This is a genomic window from Streptomyces sp. SUK 48 (assembly GCF_009650765.1).
GTDB lineage: Bacteria > Actinomycetota > Actinomycetes > Streptomycetales > Streptomycetaceae > Streptomyces.
This window is the reverse complement of the sequence record NZ_CP045740.1, coordinates 6,817,185-6,837,144: the sequence shown is the minus strand read 5'-3', so window position 1 is coordinate 6,837,144 and position 19,960 is coordinate 6,817,185. Positions and strand designations below refer to the sequence as shown.

The window sequence follows — 19,960 nt, the reverse complement described above, 5'->3', positions numbered from 1 at the left end:
GTTCACTCCCGGCGGGCCACCAGCCGGTAGGCGTTGGCGAGGTGCAGGCGCCGGGCGAGCGGGCGGACCGCGAGGCGGTCGAGGAGGGTGGCGGTGAGCAGGGCGGGCACCCCGGCGAGCAGGAGCGCGCCGCGCAGCGTTTGGCGCAGGACGCCGGGGGGCTCGGGCAGCCAGGGGGCGTCCTCGCGGGGCGCGGTGTGGTCCAGGGCCAGCCAGACGGCGGCGAGCAGATCGACCGGGTCGTGCGGTTCGGCGTGCTGCTCGGCGAGGACCGTGAAGCCGAGTTCGGTGAGCCGGCGGCGCAGATTGCCGACCGGGATGAAGTGCAGATGCTGCGGCTGGAGCCAGGGCAGCCACCAGCGGCCGAGCAGCCGGGCGTAGCGGCTGTCCGGGTCGGGGACCTCGATGAGGAGGTGGCCGCCGGGGCGTACCGCCTCGTGCGCGGCGCGCAGTTCCCGGTCGGGGTCGGTGCTGTGCTCCAGGTAGTGGAACATGCTCACCACGTCGTAGCGGGCGGTGAGTTCGGGCGCGAGGTCCGGGAAGGCGCCCCGGTGCGCCTGGTCGATGCGGCCCGCGCGGGCGGCGAGTTCGACGCCGTCGGTGAAGTCGAGCCCGTCGAAGGAGGTGCCGGGCAGCACGGTACGGGCGCTCGCGCAGAAGTGGCCGTGCCCGGTGCCGACGTCCAGCCAGGTCTTCGGGGCGGGGTCGTGGGGCAGCATCGCGCGGGCGCGGCCCTCGTACATGGCACCCCGGCCGCCGAAGGTGCCGCTCATCCGCTGCTCGCCGAGACCGTCGTAGAAGTCCCGGTAGAAGAACTCCAGCCCTTCCTCGGTCAGTTGGGGGTTCTGGAAGATGTGCCCGCAGTCCGCGCAGCGGTCGAGGGTGAAGCGGCCCGGCTTGTGCTGGAGCAGGTCGGTGGTGCGCAGGCGGCCGCTCAGCTCGTCCGAGCCGCACCAGGGGCAGGTGGTGCGGCGGGCGCCGAGGAAGCGGGCGGGGCCGGCGGCGAGATCGGTTCGGTAGGCGGGGCGCAGGGCGGCGACGCGTTCGGCCTTCGCCCGCTTGTCGCTGGGGTCGCTCATCGGCTCTCCGTTGCCAGTCGTTCCAGGTGGGCGGCCGCGGCCGGGGCGCCGCCGGCCGCGCGGAAGGCGGTGCGGACCCGGGTCGCGGCGGACCGGTGGGCGGGGTCGTGCAGGACGGTGTCGAGGGCGGTGCCCAGCCGGTCCGCGGTGACCCGGCCGAACTTCACCCGGAGCCCGGCGCCCGCGTCCACGACCTGCGCGGCGATCACCGGCTGGTCGTCCCGGATGGGGGCGACGACCAGCGGGACGCCGTGCCACAGCGCCTCGCACACGGTGTTGTGCCCGGCGTGGCAGATCACCACGTCCATCCGCTCCAGCAGGGCGAGTTGGGGCACCGACGGCAGCACCAGTACGTCCTTGCCGCCCTCCTCGGCGGGCAGCACCCCGCCCGGGTCGACGAGCACGGCCTGTACCCGGTCGGCGCGTTCGCGCAGCGCCTCGCGGCAGGCGGCGAGGAAGCGGCCGCCCGCGTCGGCGTTGGCGGTGCCCAGGGTGACCAGGACCTTCGCCCGGCCGGGGGTCAGCCACTCCCAGGGGAAGCCGGGGCGGTGCGGGCGGCCCGCGAGGGAGGGGCCGACGTAGTGGATGTGCGGCGCCGACGGAGCCTGGGGGCCGACCAGTTCGGGGCTGCTGAAGATCAGCAGCAGGTGTGGCGAGGAGCGCGGGTCGGCGGTGCCCGGAGGAACGCCGAGGCGTTCGCGCAGCTCGGCCAGCCGCTGCCGCAGCCACTCGGCGACCTTGGGCAACCCGTCGTAGGCGCCGCTGAATTCGGCCGAGGTGGTCGCGGAGGTGGCCCAGGGCAGTCCGAGCCGCTCGGCCACCAAGGCGCCGGCGAACGCCTGTTGGTCCGCGACCACCACATCCGGGCCGAACTCCTCGACGGCCGCGCGCACTCCGGGCGCCATCGCGTCGGCGAGCGGCAGCAGGTACCACTCCCACAGGAACTTCCATGCCTCCGGGCCGCGCAGGTCCGGGGGCCGTACGACGCCGCCGGTGCCCGGCACCGGGCCCGCGCAGCCGAACACCGGGGCGCCGGGGCCCGCGAGGCGGCGCACCAGGCCCGGGTCGGCGCAGGCCCAGGCCACCCGGTGGCCGCGCGCGGCGAGCCGGTCGGCGACCCCGACGGCCGGGTTGATGTGCCCGGTCAGCGGCGGTACGACGAACAGGAAGCCGCTCACCGGACGGCGCCCGCGCCGGCCCGGATCAGGTCCAGGATGTGCCCGCCGACCGCGCCGGGCGCCTCCACCAGCACCGAGTGCTCGTGTCCCTCCAGCACCACGGCCCTGAAGTCCGGCAGCCGCGCCTCGTGCAGCGGGATCAGGTCGGCGAGGTCGGAGTCGCCGCCGTAGACCCCGAGGACCGGGCAGCGCACGGCGCCGATCTCGGCCTCGGTGTGCACCCGGCTGGCGGGGATGTCCCGGCCGAGGCTGGTCTCCCGGGCGAGCCGGGCGGCGCCCTTGGCGAGCCGGGCCGTGTTGTGGCCCCGGTGGGCGGTGATCCAGGCGATCGCGTCCCGCTCGTTGTGGGCGAGCTGGGTCACCACGCGGTGCAGGATGCCGCCGAGCTTGCTCGCCCAGGCCGGGGTGGCGGGTTCGGACTCCACCAGGGTGAGGGTGGCGACACGCTCGGGGTCGCGCGCCGCGTAGCCGAACGCGATGGTCCCGCCGTAGGAGTTGCCGACGAGGTGCACGGGCCCGGTGACGCCGAGGCGGTCGAGGAGTGCGGCGAGGTCGTCGATGTTGTGGTCCAGCGTGTAGCCCCGGGCGGGGCGTTCGCTGCGGCCGTGGCCGCGCAGGTCGTACATGAGGACGTCCAGTCCGGCCGCGGCGAAGGCGGGGGCCACGGTGAAGTAGTAGCTGGCCAGGCTGTCGGTGAGCAGCCCGTGCACCAGGACGACCGTGCCGTGCTGGGCGCTGCCCGCGGCCGGGGCCATGCGCTGGACGTGCAGCCGGATGCCACCGGCGTCGACCATCGCCATGGCTCAGCCCGCCTGTGCGCCGCGCAGGCTCCACACCACGTACTCCACGAGCCTGCCGACGGTCAGCTCGATGATCTCGTCGAACTCCATCCCGGCCAGGAACTCGGCGAGGTTCACCCGCCCGCCGTACCGCTCCTCCATCAGCCCGGCCAGCGTGACCAGGTCGATGCTCTCCAGTTCCAGATCGCGGTTGAAGGTGGTGGACATGCCGATGACCGTGTCGTCGTCGCCGTACTCGGCCAGGACCTCGCGGAGCATGCCGGTGAGGTCGGCGAGGACGGCGTCGGGGGCCGGCTGGGTGGGGATGAGCGGGGGGTTCATCGGGGGGTCTCCTCGGCTGCGGGATCGTGGGGTGCGGTGGTGGACCCGGTGGTCCAGGCCACCACGTACGCGCGGGGCGCCAGGGCGGGCGGGTTGGCCACCCGGGCGCAGTGGACGAGATGGGTGGCGAGCCGGCCCAGGACGAGCAGCCGGCCGCCGTCGGGGGTGGTCTCCAGGACCCTGAAGTCCCGTGGCCGGCCGCCGAATCCGGTGCCCTCGGCCTTGGCGGCGGCCTCCTTGGCGGCCCAGAATCGGGTGAACCACTCCGCCTCCGGGCCCGACTGCGCCCGGAGCAGACGGAGTTCCTCCGCCGCGAGCGCCGTACCGAGGGTCGCGGGCTCGCGCTCGGCGATCTCCTCGATGTCGATGCCGACGCCGATGCCGGAGCCGGGACCGGAGCCGGAATCGGTGTGCGGGCGGTGCGGACCGCGCGGCCGTACGATCGCCACGCCCGCCTCGGCGCGGTGCGCGAGCGAGACGTCCAGCGGGGGCAGGGTCCGGCCGTGCACACCGGTGACGCACGGGCGTCCCGCCGCGTCGTTGTGGACCCGGATCTCGGCGGGGAAGACGGGCCCCTCGCCCCGCTCCCAGAGCAGGCGCCGTACCGCGTCCTTGACGGCGATCCGGCCGAGCAGCCACTGGCGGCGGCCCCGGGGCGGATGCGCGGCGTACCGCGCGCGCTCGGCGCCGCCCAGCGAGTTGCGCATGATCAGCTCGCGGGAGGCGAGGTCGGGCCAGCGCTCGTGCAGCAGTGTCCAGCCACCGGGCTGGAGCGCGGAGAGGGTGTTGCGCTCGGGGAAGCGTTCGACGGGGCGGGTCGTCGGGTCGTTGTCGAAGCGGCGGTCCTGCCAGCCGTCGAGCACGGCCCACACCCGGCCGCCGGCGGTGAGCCGGGCGTCCGCTTCGAGAAGGGTGTCGGTGAGGGAGGTGATCCGCACCAGGCAGTCGACGGGGGTGCCGGGCGCCGGATGCGGCCCGTGGAACGTCATCCGCCGCATCTGCACGGGGAAGACGACGGTCCGCTCGGTGCGGGTCGCCATGATCCAGTAGCCGAGCAGCTGGCCCACGTTGTCGAGCAGCGCGCCGGGGGCGGCGGGCGCGGTGATCACCCCGCGCACATGCCGCTCGCCGATCGCGGACAGCTCGGTCAGGCCCTGGAACCCCGGGCCGTGGAACATCCAGCGCTCGCGGTAGATCTGCGCGGCGGTGTGCTCGGGCCGGCGCTCGGGGACGTCCGCGTGGGGCACCGGTGCGGGAGGCGCCGGGTGGTGGGGGGCGAGTTCGATCACGGCGCGGGCGGTCGGGCCGAAGGCGACGCCGAGGTGGTGCGGCCGTCCGGGGACCGGGGCGACCGTGATCGGTACGTCCACGGCGGGCACGGCGGTCAGCCACCGGTCGAACCGGGCCCCGTGCACGGCCACCGCCCGCATCCCGGGCGCGGCCGCCTCCGCCGCGTCCATCATGTGCCGCACGATCGTGGTCGCGGGCACCACCGGCCAGCGGTCCTCCAGGTCCGGCCAGCCGGGGCGCTGCGGGTAGAAGCAGTGGTCGAGGAGGTGGGGCATGGTGTGGGGGGAGATGTGGAGGGTGGTGGTCGTGGGGGCGGCTGCCGGGGCCGGGGATGTGGGGATGTCCGGCGGCGTGGCGGGAGCGCGCGGCGGGGACGCGGGTACGACGGGGGCGTACGTCGGGGCCATGGGGAGGGCGGGGGCGGGTGTCGCCCCCTGGGGGGTGCGCGGGTGCGCGGCCGGGGTACGACGCCCCGCGGCAGGGGTACGAGGCCCCGCGGCCGGGGTGCGGCCTCCCGCCGCCGCCATCACCTCGGCCGCCGTGTCCGCGGTGTCCCGCAGCAGGGCGGACAGTTCGGCGGCGACCGGGAAGCGGGCGGCGAGCCCGTCGAGGGCGGTCGCGTCCGGGGCCGCGAGACCGGTGGGCGCGCCCAAGGCGGCGGGACGCGGCACCGGCGCCCCTCGGCGCCCCAGCTCCCCTCTCAGCTCTTCGAGCACGGCGCCGTCCAGCGACACCAGCGCGCCGCCGAGGTCGAGCCGGACGGGCGGCCGGTCGATGCCCGCGGGGTTCACCAGGATCGCGGGCGCCGCCGTCGCCCGGCCCGCCGCCGGGGTCATCGTCAGGGCGGGCGCCACCGCCGCGCCCGCCGTCCACAGAGCCGTCGCCACGCGCCGGAGTTGGGGCAGTCCGTCGTGGTGGGGCGAGCACGCCGGGACCGCGAGGTGGTCGCGGTCGCCGAGGGTGTCGTCGATCAGGGAGGTGAGGCGGCCGGGTCCTGGCTGCACGAAGACCCGGTGTCCGGCGGCGTAGAGGGCCTCGGTCAGTTCGCGGAAGCGCACCGGCTCCAGCAGGTGCCGCACGAACAGCGCGCGCACGGCGGACTCGGCCGCGGGGAAGGGCCGCGCGGTGGTGCCGGACCACACCGGGACGGCCGGCGGGTGCAGCCGGAACCGGTCGGCGGCCTGCTCGATGGGGGCGAGGTACGGTTCGAGCATCGGGGTGTGGAAGCCGGAGCGGAAGGGCAGCACCTGGCAGATCACGCCCTGCGCGCGGAAGGACCGTACGAGGTCCTCGACCGCCGAGTCCGGTCCGCAGACCATCGACTGGCGGGGCGCGTTGTCGTGGGAGAGCACGATCCCGGAGCCCGCCCAGGCATCGGCGAGCGCCGCCCGCACCTGTGCGGCACAGGTGCCGATCGCGGCGAAGGCGAGCCCGGGGACGGTCAGCGCGTCCGGGTCGAACTCGGCCATGAACCGGTCGACTTGGCCGGGTGAGTAGATCCCGGCGGCGGCCATGGCCGTCCACTCGCCGACGCTGTGCCCGGCGACCGCGTCCGGTACGGCACCCATCGCGCGCAGCGCCCGGTCCAGCAGCCGGCCCACGCCGACGATATCGAGTCCGTGCCGTCCGATGTCCTCGACCCGGGTGTCCGCCCGGGTGCCGACCCCCGTGGCCGCCGGGGTGTCCCGGGGTGCGGGCAGGCCGAAGTGGGCCGCGATGTCGTCGGTGCGCGGCGGGGTGAACTCGCCCTCCAGACCGGGGAAGACGAACGCCAGCCGGTCCCCGGGCCCGCCCAGCAGCGGGGTGGGCCGCAGCCACACATCGCCGCGCCCCTGCCAGGCTCGGCCCTTCTCGGCCGCCCGGCGCGCGAGCGCGAGCCGTCTGGTGTTCGGCGCCACGATCCCGAGCCGGGCCGGTCCCGCGCCCGGATGCGCGCGGGCCGGATCGAGCCCGGCGGCGAGGACGGCGGAGTCGTCGGCGTCGAGCAGCGCGGCGAGGCGTTCCACGGAGCCGGCCGCGAGCAGCAGCACGCGCTCGGGTTCGACGACGCGGGCGGCAGGGGCGGAAGCGGGTGCGCTGGTACCCCGCGCGGCCGGAGCGGAAGCAGGCGCGCCGGTGCCACGGGCAGACGGAACGGAAGCAGGCGCGTCGGCGCCCCGCGCGGCCGGAGCGGGAACGGGCGCGTCGGCGCCACGGGCAGACGGAGCGGGAGCGGGTGCGCCGGTGCCCCGCGCGGCCGAGGCCGGAGCAGGCGTGCCGGTGCCACGGGCAGACGGAACGGAAGCAGGCGCGTCAGCGCCCCGCGCGGCCGGGGCGGCAGCGGGTGTGCCGGTGCCACGGGCGGCCGGGGCGGCAGCGGGCGGGCTGGTGCGCTGGGCGGCCGGGGCAGATGGACGCCCGGGAGTGGCGGTGCGGCGGGCGGCCGGGGTGAGGGTGCTCCCGGGAGCGGCGGTGTGCCGGGGGGCCGGGGCCTCCTCCAGCACCACATGGGCGTTGATCCCGCCGAAGCCGAAGGCGTTGACCGCGGCCCGGCGGGTCGGCTCGCCGGGGTCCGGGTCCCAGGGGCGGGCCCGCGCCAGGGTGCGGAAGCGGGTGGCGCCGAGGCCGGGGTGCGGGTCGTCGCAGTGCAGGGTGGGCAGCAGGGTGGCGTGGTGGAGGGCGAGGGCGGCCTTGACCAGGCCCGCGACCCCGGCGGCCGGCATCGTGTGGCCGATCATGGACTTCACCGAGCCGAGGACCGGTCGCTCCTCGTCGGCGAGTCCCGTGCCGGGTCCGAACACCTCCGCGAGGGTGGTGAGTTCGGCGCCGTCGCCGGCCGGGGTGGCCGTGCCGTGGGCCTCCAGGAGGCCGAGGGAGCGGGGCGCGGCGGGGTCGAGTCCGGCGGCCCGCCACGCCTGGCGCACGGCCCGGGTCTGTCCGCCCGGGTCGGGGCTGACGAGGCTCGCCGTGCGGCCGTCACCGGCGACGCCGGTGCCCCTGATCACGGCGTAGACCCGGTCGCCCGCGCGTTCGGCGTCCGCGAGCCGTTTCAGTACGACGACCCCGGTGCCCTCGCCGATGAGGATGCCGTCGGCGTCCCGGTGGAAGGGCCGGATGCGCTCGGTCGGGGACAGGGCGCGCAGCTGGGAGAAGACGCTCCACAGGGTGATGTCGTGGCAGTGATGCACTCCCCCGGCGAGCATCAGGTCGCAGCGTCCGGAGGCGAGTTCGGTGACCGCCTGGTCGACGGCGACCAGCGAGGAGGCGCAGGCCGCGTCGACGGTGTAGGCGGGGCCGCGCAGGTCCAGCCGGTTGGCGATGCGGGAGGCGGCGAGGTTGGGCACGAGGCCGATCGCGGACTCGGGGCGGTCCGGGCCGAGCCGCTCGGTGAACGCCGCCCGTACCCGGTCGAGCTGGTCCGCCGATAGGTCCGGCACCAACTCGCCCAGGGTGCGGATGAGTTGGCTGGCCGTGCGGACGCGCTGGTCCAGCCGGGCCAGGCCGGGGGTGAGGTAGCCGCCCCGGCCCAGGACCACGCCGATCCGGTCCCGTGCCGGGAGCCCGCGCTCGCCGCCCGCGTCGGCGAGCGCGGCGGCGGCCACGTCGAGGGCGATCAGCTGGTCGGGCTCGGTGCCGGGGACGGCGGCGGGCATGATGCCATAGCGGGTGACCTCGACCTCGGCCAGGGCGTCCACGAAGCCGCCGCGCCGGCAGTACACCTGGTCGGGGGCCGCGGGCCCGGCGGCGGACGCCGGGCGGTAGTAGTCGGCGTCCCAGCGGCCCGCGGGCACCTCGCCGATCGCGTCGACGCCGCCCGCCAGGTTGTGCCAGTAGGCGTCGAGTCCGCGCGCGCCCGGCAGCAGCACCGCCATCCCGACGATGGCGACGGGGAGTTGAGGGTTCGTCATCTCACCAGCCCGACGCGGTGTAGACGACGGCGCGGGCGGCCGGGTCGCCCCAGGCGAGTTCCCGCAGCAGGGCCGCGGTGCCCTCCTCGGGGTCGATCATCTCGACCCCGCGACGCGCGTACTCGCGGCCGAGTTCCGCGCCGACCATGCCGGTGTGGGTGCCGGACGGCGCCCAGGGGCCCCAGTGCACGGTGAGCGCGCGGTGCCCGGTGCGGGCGGCCCAGTCGGCGCCGAGCGTCTCCAGGGCGTCGTTGGCGGCGGCGTAGTCGCACTGGCCCCGGTTGCCGAGGACGGCGGCGATGCTGCCGAACAGCACGGTGAACGCGGGCGCCCCGGGCAGGTCGTCCAGGGCGGCGAACAGGGCTGCGGCGCCCGCCGTCTTGGTGCCGTAGACCCGCTGGAAGGACTCGGGGGTCTTCTCGGCGATCAGCCGGTCCTCGATCACCCCGGCCGCGAACACGACCCCGTCGAGCCGGCCGTGCTCGGCGTGGATCTCCTTGACCGCGCGGAGCACCGCGTCCCGGTCCCGGAAGTCCACCGCGCGGTAGCGGGCCGCGCCGCCCAGCGCCGCGAGTTCGTCGAGGGTCGCGGTGATCTCCCGCTGGGCCAGCAGCAGTTCGGCGGTCCGGTTGATCTCGGCGGGCTTCGGCGCGGCGGCCGCGGCCGCGAGTGCCGCGCGCAGTTCGACGGGAGTGCGGGCGTCCGCGGTCGCCGGGGACTCGGGTCCGGCCGGGGCGGGGGTGCGGCCGAGCAGTTCGATCCGGCAGCCGCAGGCGGCGGCTAGCGTCGCCGCGAACCGGGCGGTGATGCCCCGGGCGCCGCCGGCCAGCAGGACGACGGAGTCCCGGTCGAGCCCGAGCGCGGCGGCCTCCGCGGTGCCGACCCCGGCGGGGCCCGCGCCGGTGCTGCCGAGCGAGCCGAGGGGGGCGGGGAGGAGGTCAAGGCCCCGGCGGGTTCCGTCGGCGGCGCGCAGGACGACGGGGTGCGGGGCGGAGGCGTCAGCCCCTTCGGGCGCCGGTGCGCACAGTTCCGCGAGCACGGCGTCGGCCACCGCCGCCGGGGTGACGTCGGCGACGGCCACGACCCGCGCGGCCACCTCCGGATACTCCCGCGCGACGGTACGGAACAGCCCGTCGAGCCCGGCCGCCCGTACGGCCCCCGCGCCCTGCGTGGCCCGTACGGCCAGCAGCCGCCGCGCGCCGCACGTCAGCGCCGCCTTGACCACCGGGAACGCGTCCGGCAGCACCGGCAGCTCGGGGCCGGGCAGCGCGCCCAGGTACACGACGGCGTCCACCGCCCCGTCGGCCGTATCGAGGACATGCCCCTGGTCGGCCAGTACGGCCTCGGCTCCTCGCGCGTCGAGCCGCGCCGCCACCTCGGCCGCCGCTCCCCCGCCGTCGCCCAGCAGGAAGAGGCGCCGCCCGGCGAGAACGGAAGCGGACGCCGGACCGGAGGCGGACTCCGGCCCGGCGTCGGGCAGCGCGACCGCCCGCGTCTCGAAGCGCCGGGGCGCCACCCCGAGCGGCACCGCGTCCGGCTCCGGTGCCTGCTCCTCCGGTCGGCCGGACCCGGTACCGCCGCCGACCCGTGCCGTCAGCCAGGCCGTCACCGCGGCCGCCGTACGCGCCTTGGTCAGTTCCTCCAGCTCGGCGTCGCCCAGCAGTTCCGCGCCCCCGGCGATGCCCAGCCGCTTGGCCAGTTCGCCCGCGATCTCGGCCCGCTTGATGGAGTCGATGCTCAGGTCCGCCTCCAGATCGAGATCGGGCTCGATCATGTCGACGGGATAGCCGGTGCGGTCACTGATGATCTCCAGCACGACCCGCCCCACGTCCGCGCCGGACGCGGCCACCGCCTCCTCCGGTATTGCGGGAACGGTCAACTCCCCGACGGAGAGGCCGGGTTCTGCGGCGGGCAGCGCCTGAGGAGCGACCGGCACGACGGACGCCACCGGAGCCACGGGGGCCGCCGGCGACCCCGTCCCGCCGAAGTACGTGAGCAGCACGTCACGCTGTGCCGCGATCATCTCCCGTCCGCTGCGCAGGAATTCGGTGATCAGCGCGTCCCGGTCGGCCGGGGTGCCGCCTGGCTGGTCGGTGGTCACAGTCGTCTCCACGACGCGTCGGGCCGGTGCGAGGGCACCGGCGAGCAGGGCTCCGTCGGCGGTGCGGACCAGGTGTCCGTCGACCGTCCAGCCGGGCCGGGCGGGGGCGGGGGCACGCAGCGCGTCCACGGCGTCGCGGCCCTGGAAGAGCCAGGCGGTACGCACCGGGGCGCCCGCGACGGCGAGCAGGGCGAGGGCGTCGAGCCAGCCGGGCAGTCCGCCCTCGGGCCAGGGCTCGGGGGCGACGGTCCGGTGCGGGCGCTCGCCGAGGATCTGTCCGACGAGCCGGGTGAGGACCGCCCCGGGGCCCGCCTCGACGAAGATCCGCGCGCCCGCCTCGTACATGGCCTCGATCTGCGCCGCGAACGCGACCGGCGCCCCGATCTGGGCGGCGAGTCCGGCGCGCACCGCGTCCGGGTCCGGCGGGTAGGGCGCCGCGGTGCGGTTGGCCCAGACGGGGAACTCGGGCGCGCGCACCGGCTCTTTCGCGAGGGCGTCGGCGAACCGTGCCCCCGCCCCCGCCACCAGCGGGCTGTGGAAGGCGCAGGCCACGGGTATCCGCTTGGCGCCAAGCCCGGCCGCGCGCAGCAGTCGTACGGCGGTGTCGATGTCCGCCGTGGGTCCGGACACCACCGTCTGCTGGGGCGAGTTGAGGTTGGCGACGACGACGGACTGTGGCGCCCCCGCCTCGCGCAGGGCGCCTTGGACGTCCTCGGCCGGTGCGCCCACGGCCGCCATCGCACCGGGTTCCTCGCCCGCCGCCGCCAGGATCGCGGCGGCCCGCTCGGCGCTGAGCCGGGGCAGGGTGTCCGGGTCGAGGGCGCCGGCGGCGGCGAGGGCGACCAGTTCGCCGTAGCTGTGTCCGGCGGCCAGGTCCGGCTGGACGCCCGCCGCGCCCAGGAACGCGTGGGCGGCCAGGCCCGCCGCGCCCAGGGCGGGCTGGGCGGCCCGGGTGTCGGTGAGAGCGGCCCGGCGGCGCTCGCGCGCGGCGTCGTCGAAGGCGGCCGGCGGATAGACGACGGCGGCCTGGTCCGGGGGCAGATGGTCGCGCAACTCCGGCAGTGCGACGAGGAGTTCGCCGAGCATGCCGGTGCGCTGGCTGCCCTGTCCGGGGAAGAGGAAGGCGATCTTGCCGTCCACCGGGTCCGCGCGGCGGACGTCCGTGCCGCCCTCCCCGTCGAGGGTCCCCCGCAGCCGCTCGATCAGCTGGTCCGTGTCCCGTGCCACGAGGGCGACGTGGACCGGCTCGCGCGAGGTGTCGGCGCGGTGGGCCGCGGCGAGGGCGAGGTCGCGCAGCCGCCAGGGCCGCCCCGCCGTCTCGGCCGCGTCGAGGAGTTCCGCCACCTGCCGGAGCGCGGCCCGCTCGTCCCGGCCGCGGAAGAGGAACAGTTCGGCGGGCCATTCGTCCAGGGTCTGGCGGGGCGGCACCGCGTTCCCGTGCGCGGCCAGTACGGCGTGGAAGTTGGTGCCGCCGAAGCCGAACGCGCTGACTCCTGCGAAGCGTTCGGACGCGGGCGCGGTCCAGGGCCGGGCGCCGGCGTGGAAGGCGAAGGGGCTGTCGTCCTCGGTCCAGGCCGGGTTGGGGCGCCCCAGGTGCAGGGTGGGGGGTGTGACCCCGGTGTAGAGGGCGAGGGTCGTCTTGATCAGTCCGGCGAGTCCGGCGGCGCATTTGGTGTGCCCGATCTGGGACTTGACCGAGCCGAGCGCGCAGCCGCCGGTGCGGGCGCCCGCCTCGGCGAACACCTCCCCGAGGATGCTCAGTTCGGTGCGGTCGCCGACCACGGTTCCGGTGCCGTGCGCCTCCACCAGGCCCACCTGCGCGGGCGAGACACCGGCGTTGCGGTACGCCCGCTCCAGCGCGGCCCGCTGGCCCTCGGGCCGGGGCGCGGTCAGGCCGAGGGAGCGGCCGTCGCTGGCGGAGCCGAGACCCTTGACCACGCCGTAGATCCGGTCGCCGTCCCGCTCGGCGTCGGCGAGCCGCTTGAGCACCACGCAGGCGACCCCCTCGCCGAGGGCGATGCCGTCGGCTTCCGCGTCGAAGGCGCGGGAGCGGCCGGTCGGCGAGAGGGCGTGGACGGAGGAGAACAGGACGTAGTCGTTGATGCCGTTGTGCAGGTCGGCGCCGCCGCACAGCACCACGTCGCTGGTGCCGGAGACGAGTTCCTTGCAGGCCACGTCGAGCGCGGCCAGGGAGGAGGCGCAGGCGGCGTCGACGGTGAAGTTGGCGCCGCCGAGGTCGAGGCGGTTGGCGATGCGGCCGGGGATGACGTTGGCGAGCATCCCGGGGAAGGAGTCCTCGGTCAGCCGGGGCAGTTGGCCGTCGAGTCCGTCGGGCACCTTGCCGTAGTACGACGGGAGTACGGCCCGCAGGGTCACGGCGTTGGACAGGTCGCTGCCCGCCTCCGCGCCGAAGACCACGGCGGTGCGCGAGCGGTCGAACTCCCGCCCCCGTTCGCCGTATCCGGCGTCCTCCAGGGCCCGGCGGGCCGCCTCCAGGGACAGCAGCTGCACGGGCTCGATGCTGCCGAGGGAGGTGGGCGGGATGCCGTAGCGCAGCGGGTCGAAGGGGATGCGGGGCAGGAACCCGCCCCACTTCGAGGCGGTGTGCCCGGCCGCGTGGTGCACGTCCGGGTCCCAGCGGTCGGCGGGCACCTCGGTCACCGCGTCGCGCCCGGCGACGATGTTCGCCCAGAAGGCGGCGAGGTCGGGTGCCCCCGGGAACATGCAGGCCATGCCGACGATGGCGATGTCGAGCGGTGCGGGCGGCGCCGGTTCCCACGCGGTGACGGGGAGCCGGCCGCGGGCGGCGAGGAAGCCGGCGGCGCCGTCGGTCACCGAGCGGTGCAGGGCGGCCATGGTCGTCGTCGCGGAGCGCAGGACGGCGACCTCTCCGGCCATGAACATCCCGTCGGTGAGCTGGCGTTGCTCGTCGACGTCCCGTAACGCGCCGTCGTCCGCGCGTTCCACGCCCTTGCTGGCGATGCGCAGCCGCCCCACGTTGAGGCGTTCCAGCGTCTCCCACACCTCGCGCTCGGGCAGCCCCCCGGCGCGCAGCGCGCGTTCGCGGTCCCGGTAGTCGTCGGTGAACGGGCTGGGCACGCACCGGGTCGCGTGGCCGGGCGCGGTCTCCAGCAGGGCGGTCGTGGTGGCGACGCGGACCTGTTCCTGGAAGAGCGGCCGGACGGCGCCGTGGGCGACGGCCTCCTCGGTGAACAGGTAGGCGGTGCCCATGAGGACCCCGATCGCGCAGCCCCGCGCGGTGAGCGGCGCGGCGAGCGCGGCGACCATCGCGGCGGACCGCTCGTCGTGCACGCCGCCCGCGAAGAACACCTCCACCTGGGCCGCCGCCTCGGCTTCGGCGTCGGCCAGGAAGTCGTCCAGTACGGCGAGTTGGGCCTCCCACAGCGGGAACGACGCCCGGGGCCCGACATGCCCGCCGCACTCCGACCCCTCGAAGACGAACCTGCGCGCACCGGCCTGGAGGAACTGCCGCAGCAGCCCCGGCGAGGGCACGTGCAGGAAGGTGCGGATACCGGCCCGCTCCAGCGCCTCGGCCTGTGCGGGCCGCCCGCCCGCGATGATCGCGTGCGTGGGCCGCAGCTGCCGTACGACCTCCAGTTGGGCGTTCCTGATCTCCTCGGGCGCGAAACCGAGCACGCCCACGCCCCAGGGACGGCCGTCGAGGACGGCCCGCGCCCCGGTCAGCATCGCCCGGGTCCGCGTACCGTCGGCGAGCGCCAGGGCGAGGAAGGGCAGCGCCCCGTCCGCGGCGACGGCGGCGGCGAATCCGGCCTGGTCGCTGACCCGTGTCATCGGGCCCTGCGCGACCGGCAGCCGGGTCCCGAGCGCCCGGCTCATCGCCGATCCGGGCCGCAGCGCCCGCCCGGGCTCCCGCTCCCGCTCCGGCTCCGGCCGCATCGCCGCCGTCATCTCCCGTACCACGCCCCGCACATCCCCCCAGCGCTCGGCGAACCGGGCGGCGAGGAAGCCGTCCTGGCCGAGGGGGAGCAGCTGGCGGGACAGATCGCGGGCGCCGAGGAGGGCGGCGACCGCGGCGGGGTCGTCGGCGGGGAGCGGCGGCGCGTCGGGGCCCCGGCGGCGCAGCACCCGGTGTCCGCCGAGCACCATCGTCTCCGCGCCGTCCAGGGACCGCAGCACCGCCCGGACCGCCTCCGGCAGCCGGGACTCGGGCAGCAGGGCGAGCTGGCTGTCGAGGACGACACCGGCCGCGCCGCCCGCCATGGCGGCGGCCGCCGTACGCGGCCCGACCCCACCGCAGGCCCAGACGGGCACGTCGGCCAACTGCTCGTCGCCGAGCAGCTGTTGGAGCAGCACGAAGGTGCTCAGCTCGCCGGTCCTGCCCCCGCTCTCGGCACCCCGGGCGATCAGTCCATGGGCACCGGCCCGGACCGCGGCCCGGGCCCGCGGGAGATCGGTGACCTCGGCCAACACCGTTGACCGACCGGACAGTTCGGCGATCCTCCAAGACGTGTCCGCGGCCGTCGGATCCGCGGCGAGGACGACGAGGCCGGGCCCTTCGGCCAGGTCGGCCGGGGCGAGGGAGCAACGGGCGCTCACCCGGACGCCGTACGGACCCGGCGCCGTTCTCCTCAGCCGGGACAGCTCCTGCCGGCATCTTCGGTCGCCGCTTCCGAGATCGAGGACGCCGAGCGCTCCGGCGCCGGTGGCGGCCGCGGCGAGGCCCGCGTCGGGTTCTCCGAACGGGGTGAGGCACAGGATCAGATCATGGGCGCGCACAGGGGAGGTCATGAGACTCCGACACAATCGGCGAAAGGCACGGTGGGGGTTTGTGCGGCGGAACTCGTCGGTGCGAGGGCATCGGAAACTAGCGAGGGGCTACTCGCGGGTCAACAACGACGGCCGCCGCGCGCCCGCCGTGGCCGTGATCCGGCCAGGCCGCCGAATTCGCCGCAAGCGCCGAGAAATCGGCGCTTCCGGGTCATCCGTGCGGGCACCTGCTCACCCGAGCCCACGCGCCACATCACCACAAGCCCGTCAAAGCACGCGCCTGCTTCACCGTTCACTCACCCGGCCGCAATACGCCGTGACACCGGGACCGTGTCTGTAAATTCCGCATGACCTTTGGCCACTGGCGAGGATGCGCACGGGCCGGAAAGCGCCAGAAGACCTGAAATGAGCCGGGCGCCGGAAAACGACGGAGGGGCCCCTGGTCAGGGGCCCCTCCTCAGCGGACTGCTCAGCCGTTCGGCCGCAGGGTCCACACCACGGTCATCTCCCCGGTCACGGCGCCGTCCTCGCGCTCGATGGCGATGGCGACCGGGAACTCCGGCCGCCCGCCCGCGTCCAGCTCGGCGACGACCTCGGCCACCGGACGGCCCAGGGTCGCCGTCGCCGTGACCGGCCCCATGGCCAGCTTCTTGTAGCCGATCTCGGCGCGGACCGCGAGCGGCACCGCGCGCGCGAGCTGGTCGCCGAAGGCCGTGAGCACGATGGCGCCACTGGCGGACTCGGCCAGCGTGAACATCGCGCCGGCGTGCGGGCCGCCGATGTGGTTGTGGTAGTCCGGCTGGTCCGGGAGGCGCAGCACGGCGCGCTCCGCGGTCACCTCGACGAACTCCAGGTTCAGGGTCCGCACCATCGGGACCGCGGTGGCAAGCATCTCGCCCATCGAGGCGCTGTCAACAGTCATGGGCGCGATGTTACCGGCGAGTAGACGATCCTGACCAGCGCGGTCCCCACCCGCGCGCCATGCCCCGCACACCGCTTCGCTACGGCCCTGACGAGATCCCGTGACCGAACCGTGCCGCCGTCGCATTAGTGTTGTCGGCCATGTGGCCAGATCAGCAGCCGCCCGGGGGCGCGCAGAACCCGCAGCAGAACCCGTACCAGCAGCCGGGTTACCAGCAGCAGCCGAATCCGTACCAGCAGCCGGGGTACCAGCAGTACCCGCAGGGGGGCCAGCACCCCGGGGCCGGTCAGCAGCCGGGAGCCGGTCAGCAGCCGGGGCCCGGCCCTTACCCGGAAGCCCCCGGCCCGTACGGGCAGCAGCAGCCGCAGTGGGGGCAGCAGCAGCCCACCGTGCCGATGCAGCAGCCCCCGCAGGGCGGCGGCGGCAACGGCGGCGGCAACCGTACGAAGCTGATCGCGATCGTCGCGGCCGCGGCCGTGGTCGTCGCCGCGTGCGTGACCGGTGTGCTGGTCCTCGGCGGCGCGAAGGACGGCAAGGACGACAAGGCGGACGGCAAGCACCCGCAGACCAGCCACTCGCCGGCCGGAGCGTCGTCCAGCCCCGCCTCGACCGACAACCCGCGGGCCGCGGAGAGCGAGAAGCCGACCGTGCCGGGCTGGAAGGTCGTGGTGAACCCCAAGTGGGGCATAGCCTACGACGTGCCCTCGGACTGGCAGGCCCAGGCGCCCGACATGGAGATCGGCTTCGAGGACCACAAGTCCACCGACGGCAAGCCGCTGATCGTGATGTCGGGCACGGCCGAGGACCAGCCCAAGTGGTGCACCTCCGACGACGACAAGGACGGCCGCACCGACGACACCCCGCTCGCGGTCGTCGGCAGCAAGGGCGCCAGCGGCGCGAAAAGCACCGACCAGATCGCGGTCAACACTCCGGCCTGGTGGGTCTACGGCGGCTACACCCAGCCGGACAAGAAGACCATCACCTTCGACAAGAAGGCCACGCCCTTCACCACCACGTCCGGCATCAAGGGCAGTTACGCGTGGGCGAGGTCGAGCGGCACCCCGCAGAAGGGCAAGTGCGCGAGCGACGGCAAGGCCCTCACCTTCGGCTTCCAGAACTCGGCGCACGACTACGTGTCGTTCAACTTCTACGGCGCCAAGGGCGTCAAGGACGAGGTCCCGCAGGCCACGATCATGAAGATCCTCGGCTCGGTCCGGCTGCACGGCACTCCCGCGTCGGACTGACGCGCGGCGCCGGGTGCGACGGGCGGACGTCCCCGCGCACCCGGCGGTCAGCCGATGCCGAACGAGCCGCCCGGCGGCACCGGCGACGGCACCGCGTCCGCGTCCTCGACCGGCCGCGCGGAACCGATGAACTCCCGTACGGCGGCGCCGTGTTCGACCCGCGCGGGAAAGACGTCCGCCGCCACCCGGCGGGCCAGCGCGGCGACCCGCGGCGGCCGGTGCGAGGCGATGAGCACCGCGTTGCCGAACCGCCGCCCGCGCAGCACCCCCGGCTCGGCGACCAGCGCCACCTCCTCGAAGACCGCCGCGAACGTGGCCAGTTGGGAGCGCAGGAAGGCGAACGGCGCCGCGTCCGCGAGGTTGGCGAGATAGGTTCCGCCGGGCCGCAGCACCCGCTCGGCCTCCCTGGCATAGGCGAGGGTGGTGAGATGGGCGGGCACCCGGGAGCCGCCGAAGACATCCGCGATCAGCACGTCGGCCGCGTCGTCCGGCGCGGTCCCCAGCCAGGCGCGGGCGTCGGCGGCGTGCACCGCGACGCCCGCGCCCGCCGGCAGCGGCAGATACGCGTCGACCAGCTCCAGCAGCCCCCGGTCGGCCTCCACGACGTCCTGCCGCGAGCCCGGCCGGGTCGCCGCGACGTACCGGGGCAGGGTCAGCGCTCCCCCGCCCAGGTGCAGCACGTCCAGCGCCCGGCCCTCGGGGGCCACCGTGTCCAGCGCGTGCCCGAGCCGGCGCGCGTACTCGAACTCCAGGTGGGTCGGCTCGTCCAGGTCGACGTACGACTGCGGCGCCCCGTCGACCGTCAGCAGCCAGGCCCGTTCCCGGTCCACATCGGGCATGAGCTTGGCGGTGCCGTGGTCGGTGGTGCGGAGGACGGGTATCTGCTCGGTCACGGGTTCATTGTGACGCGCCCCCGAGGGGCCCTACGAACCGACGGACACCACCGTGCCCGCGCCGACCGTCCGCCCGCCCTCGCGGATCGCGAAGCCGAGCCCCGGCTCCAGCGGCACCTCCCGCCCCAGCTCGACGGTCATCTCCACCGTCTCGCCGGGCCGGGCCACGGCCGCCGCGCCGAGGTCGACGTCCCCGGCCACGTCCGCGGTGCGGAGGTAGAACTGCGGCCGGTACCCCGTCGCGATCGGTGTCGTACGGCCTCCCTCGCGCCCCGACAGCACGTACACCCGCGCCGTGAACCGCCGCGCCGGCGTCACGCTGCCCGGCGCCGCCACGACATGCCCCCGCCGCACCGCGTCCCGGGGCACGCCCCGCAGCAGCACGGCCACGTTGTCCCCGGCCTGCGCCTCGGGCATCGGCTTGCCGAAGGTCTCCAGGCCGGTGACGACGGTCTCGACGCCGTCCGCGCCGAGCACCGCGACCCGGTCCCCGAGCCGGAGCGTGCCGCGCTCCACGGCGCCGGTGACGACCGTGCCCCGCCCGGTGATGGTGAGCACGTTCTCCACCGGCATCAGGAACGGCGCGTCGAGATACCGCTCGGGCATCGGCACATAGGTGTCCACCGCGTCGAGCAGCGCCTCGACGGACGCCGTCCAGCGCGGGTCGCCCGCGAGCGCCCGCAGCCCCGAGACCCGTACGACGGGTACCGCGTCGCCCGCGTAGCCCTGCGAGGTGAGCAGGTCGCGGACCTCCAGCTCGACCAGGTCGGTCAGCTCCTCGTCGACCGCGCCGTCCGCCTTGTTCAGGGCGACGACGATGTGGTCGACGCCGACCTGCCGGGCGAGCAGGACGTGCTCCGCGGTCTGCGGCATGATCCCGTCGAGCGCGGAGACGACGAGGATCGCCCCGTCGAGCTGGGCGGCGCCGGTGACCATGTTCTTCACGTAGTCGGCGTGACCTGGCATGTCCACATGGGCGTAGTGCCGGGTGTCGGTCTCGTACTCGACGTGGGCGATGTCGATGGTGATGCCGCGCGCGGCCTCCTCGGGGGCGCGGTCGATGCGGTCGAAGGGCACGAAGGTGCCGGCGCCGCGCTCGGCGAGGACCTTGGTGATGGCGGCGGTCAGGGTGGTCTTGCCGTGGTCGACATGACCCATGGTGCCGATGTTCAGGTGCGGCTTGGTGCGCACGTAGGCCGTTTTGGACATGGCTGTACCTCGAAGCCTTCGCTGTCGTGAGGAAGTCGGGACCCCGCCGGACGGCCGACCCTCCCCTCGCGGGGTCCGCCGGACGATCCGGGGAGGGTCAGCTTCGGGCGCCGTCGACAGCGGCCGCGAGCGTGGGAACGGCAGCCTTCGGCACATCCGCGACCGCGGATGCTGCGAGGGGGAAGGCGTACCGGAACATGACGTCGATCCTCGCCGACGGGATGTCCGGCGTCGAATGGTTTTCCACCGGTTTCCGGCCGGTGGTCCGCCCCGCGCCCGGGGCGGGT

General features: G+C 75.5%; 10 protein-coding genes. 1 reads left to right on the top strand and 9 read right to left on the bottom strand.

What is annotated here, in order from left to right; genetic code table 11:
* Window positions 1-2 precede the first annotated feature (2 nt).
* The 7 genes from GHR20_RS30320 to GHR20_RS30285 all read right to left on the bottom strand — a co-directional run bounded on the left by GHR20_RS30320 (window position 3) and on the right by GHR20_RS30285 (window position 16,327).
* Window positions 3-1,079, bottom strand: a complete 1,077-nt coding sequence (locus GHR20_RS30320; RefSeq protein WP_153814954.1) for a class I SAM-dependent methyltransferase — start codon at window positions 1,077-1,079, stop codon at window positions 3-5.
* The gene (locus GHR20_RS30315; RefSeq protein WP_153814953.1) at window positions 1,076-2,257 is read right to left on the bottom strand and encodes a glycosyltransferase; all 1,182 of its coding nucleotides are present in this window, start codon (window positions 2,255-2,257) and stop codon (window positions 1,076-1,078) included. The genes GHR20_RS30320 and GHR20_RS30315 overlap by 4 nt, the downstream gene beginning before the upstream one ends.
* Complete coding sequence (locus GHR20_RS30310) at window positions 2,254-3,057, bottom strand: alpha/beta hydrolase (RefSeq protein ID WP_153814952.1); 804 nt, start codon at window positions 3,055-3,057, stop codon at window positions 2,254-2,256. Before GHR20_RS30310 ends, GHR20_RS30315 begins: the two co-directional genes overlap by 4 nt.
* Window positions 3,058-3,060: 3 nt before the next feature.
* Complete coding sequence (locus GHR20_RS30305; protein ID WP_111585374.1) at window positions 3,061-3,378, bottom strand: acyl carrier protein; 318 nt, start codon at window positions 3,376-3,378, stop codon at window positions 3,061-3,063.
* Window positions 3,375-8,555, bottom strand: coding sequence for a type I polyketide synthase (locus tag GHR20_RS37780; RefSeq protein WP_243878163.1), 5,181 nt, complete (start codon window positions 8,553-8,555; stop codon window positions 3,375-3,377). Before GHR20_RS37780 ends, GHR20_RS30305 begins: the two co-directional genes overlap by 4 nt.
* A gap of 1 nt (window position 8,556) precedes the next feature.
* The gene (locus tag GHR20_RS30290; RefSeq protein ID WP_153814951.1) at window positions 8,557-15,426 is read right to left on the bottom strand and encodes a type I polyketide synthase; all 6,870 of its coding nucleotides are present in this window, start codon (window positions 15,424-15,426) and stop codon (window positions 8,557-8,559) included.
* 448 nt (window positions 15,427-15,874) lie between these two features.
* On the bottom strand, window positions 15,875-16,327 hold the full coding sequence (locus GHR20_RS30285; RefSeq protein ID WP_111585371.1) for a DUF4442 domain-containing protein: 453 nt from the start codon (window positions 16,325-16,327) through the stop codon (window positions 15,875-15,877).
* Window positions 16,328-16,467: 140 nt separating this feature from the next.
* Here GHR20_RS30285 and GHR20_RS30280 point away from each other — a divergent pair, with 140 nt between their 5' ends.
* Complete coding sequence (locus GHR20_RS30280; protein ID WP_153814950.1) at window positions 16,468-17,571, top strand: hypothetical protein; 1,104 nt, start codon at window positions 16,468-16,470, stop codon at window positions 17,569-17,571.
* A 47-nt stretch (window positions 17,572-17,618) separates the two neighbouring features.
* Here GHR20_RS30280 and GHR20_RS30275 read toward each other — a convergent pair whose 3' ends face one another.
* The gene (locus tag GHR20_RS30275; protein WP_153814949.1) at window positions 17,619-18,464 is read right to left on the bottom strand and encodes a fused MFS/spermidine synthase; all 846 of its coding nucleotides are present in this window, start codon (window positions 18,462-18,464) and stop codon (window positions 17,619-17,621) included.
* 30 nt (window positions 18,465-18,494) lie between these two features.
* A complete protein-coding gene (tuf, locus tag GHR20_RS30270; RefSeq protein ID WP_153814948.1) occupies window positions 18,495-19,673 on the bottom strand; it encodes an elongation factor Tu in 1,179 nt (392 codons plus the stop codon).
* Window positions 19,674-19,960: the final 287 nt, after the last annotated feature.

Bases quoted from the DNA above. Each gene is read 5' to 3' on its own strand.
- GHR20_RS30320 (WP_153814954.1), bottom strand. From the start codon at position 1,079: ATGAGCGACCCCAGCGACAAGCGGGCGAAGGCCGAACGCGTCGCCGCC.
- GHR20_RS30310 (WP_153814952.1), bottom strand. From the start codon at position 3,057: ATGGCGATGGTCGACGCCGGTGGCATCCGGCTGCACGTCCAGCGCATG.
- GHR20_RS30305 (WP_111585374.1), bottom strand. From the start codon at position 3,378: ATGAACCCCCCGCTCATCCCCACCCAGCCGGCCCCCGACGCCGTCCTC.
- GHR20_RS37780 (WP_243878163.1), bottom strand. From the start codon at position 8,555: ATGACGAACCCTCAACTCCCCGTCGCCATCGTCGGGATGGCGGTGCTG.
- GHR20_RS30290 (WP_153814951.1), bottom strand. From the start codon at position 15,426: ATGACCTCCCCTGTGCGCGCCCATGATCTGATCCTGTGCCTCACCCCG.
- GHR20_RS30285 (WP_111585371.1), bottom strand. From the start codon at position 16,327: ATGACTGTTGACAGCGCCTCGATGGGCGAGATGCTTGCCACCGCGGTC.
- GHR20_RS30280 (WP_153814950.1), top strand. From the start codon at position 16,468: ATGTGGCCAGATCAGCAGCCGCCCGGGGGCGCGCAGAACCCGCAGCAG.
- tuf (WP_153814948.1), bottom strand. From the start codon at position 19,673: ATGTCCAAAACGGCCTACGTGCGCACCAAGCCGCACCTGAACATCGGC.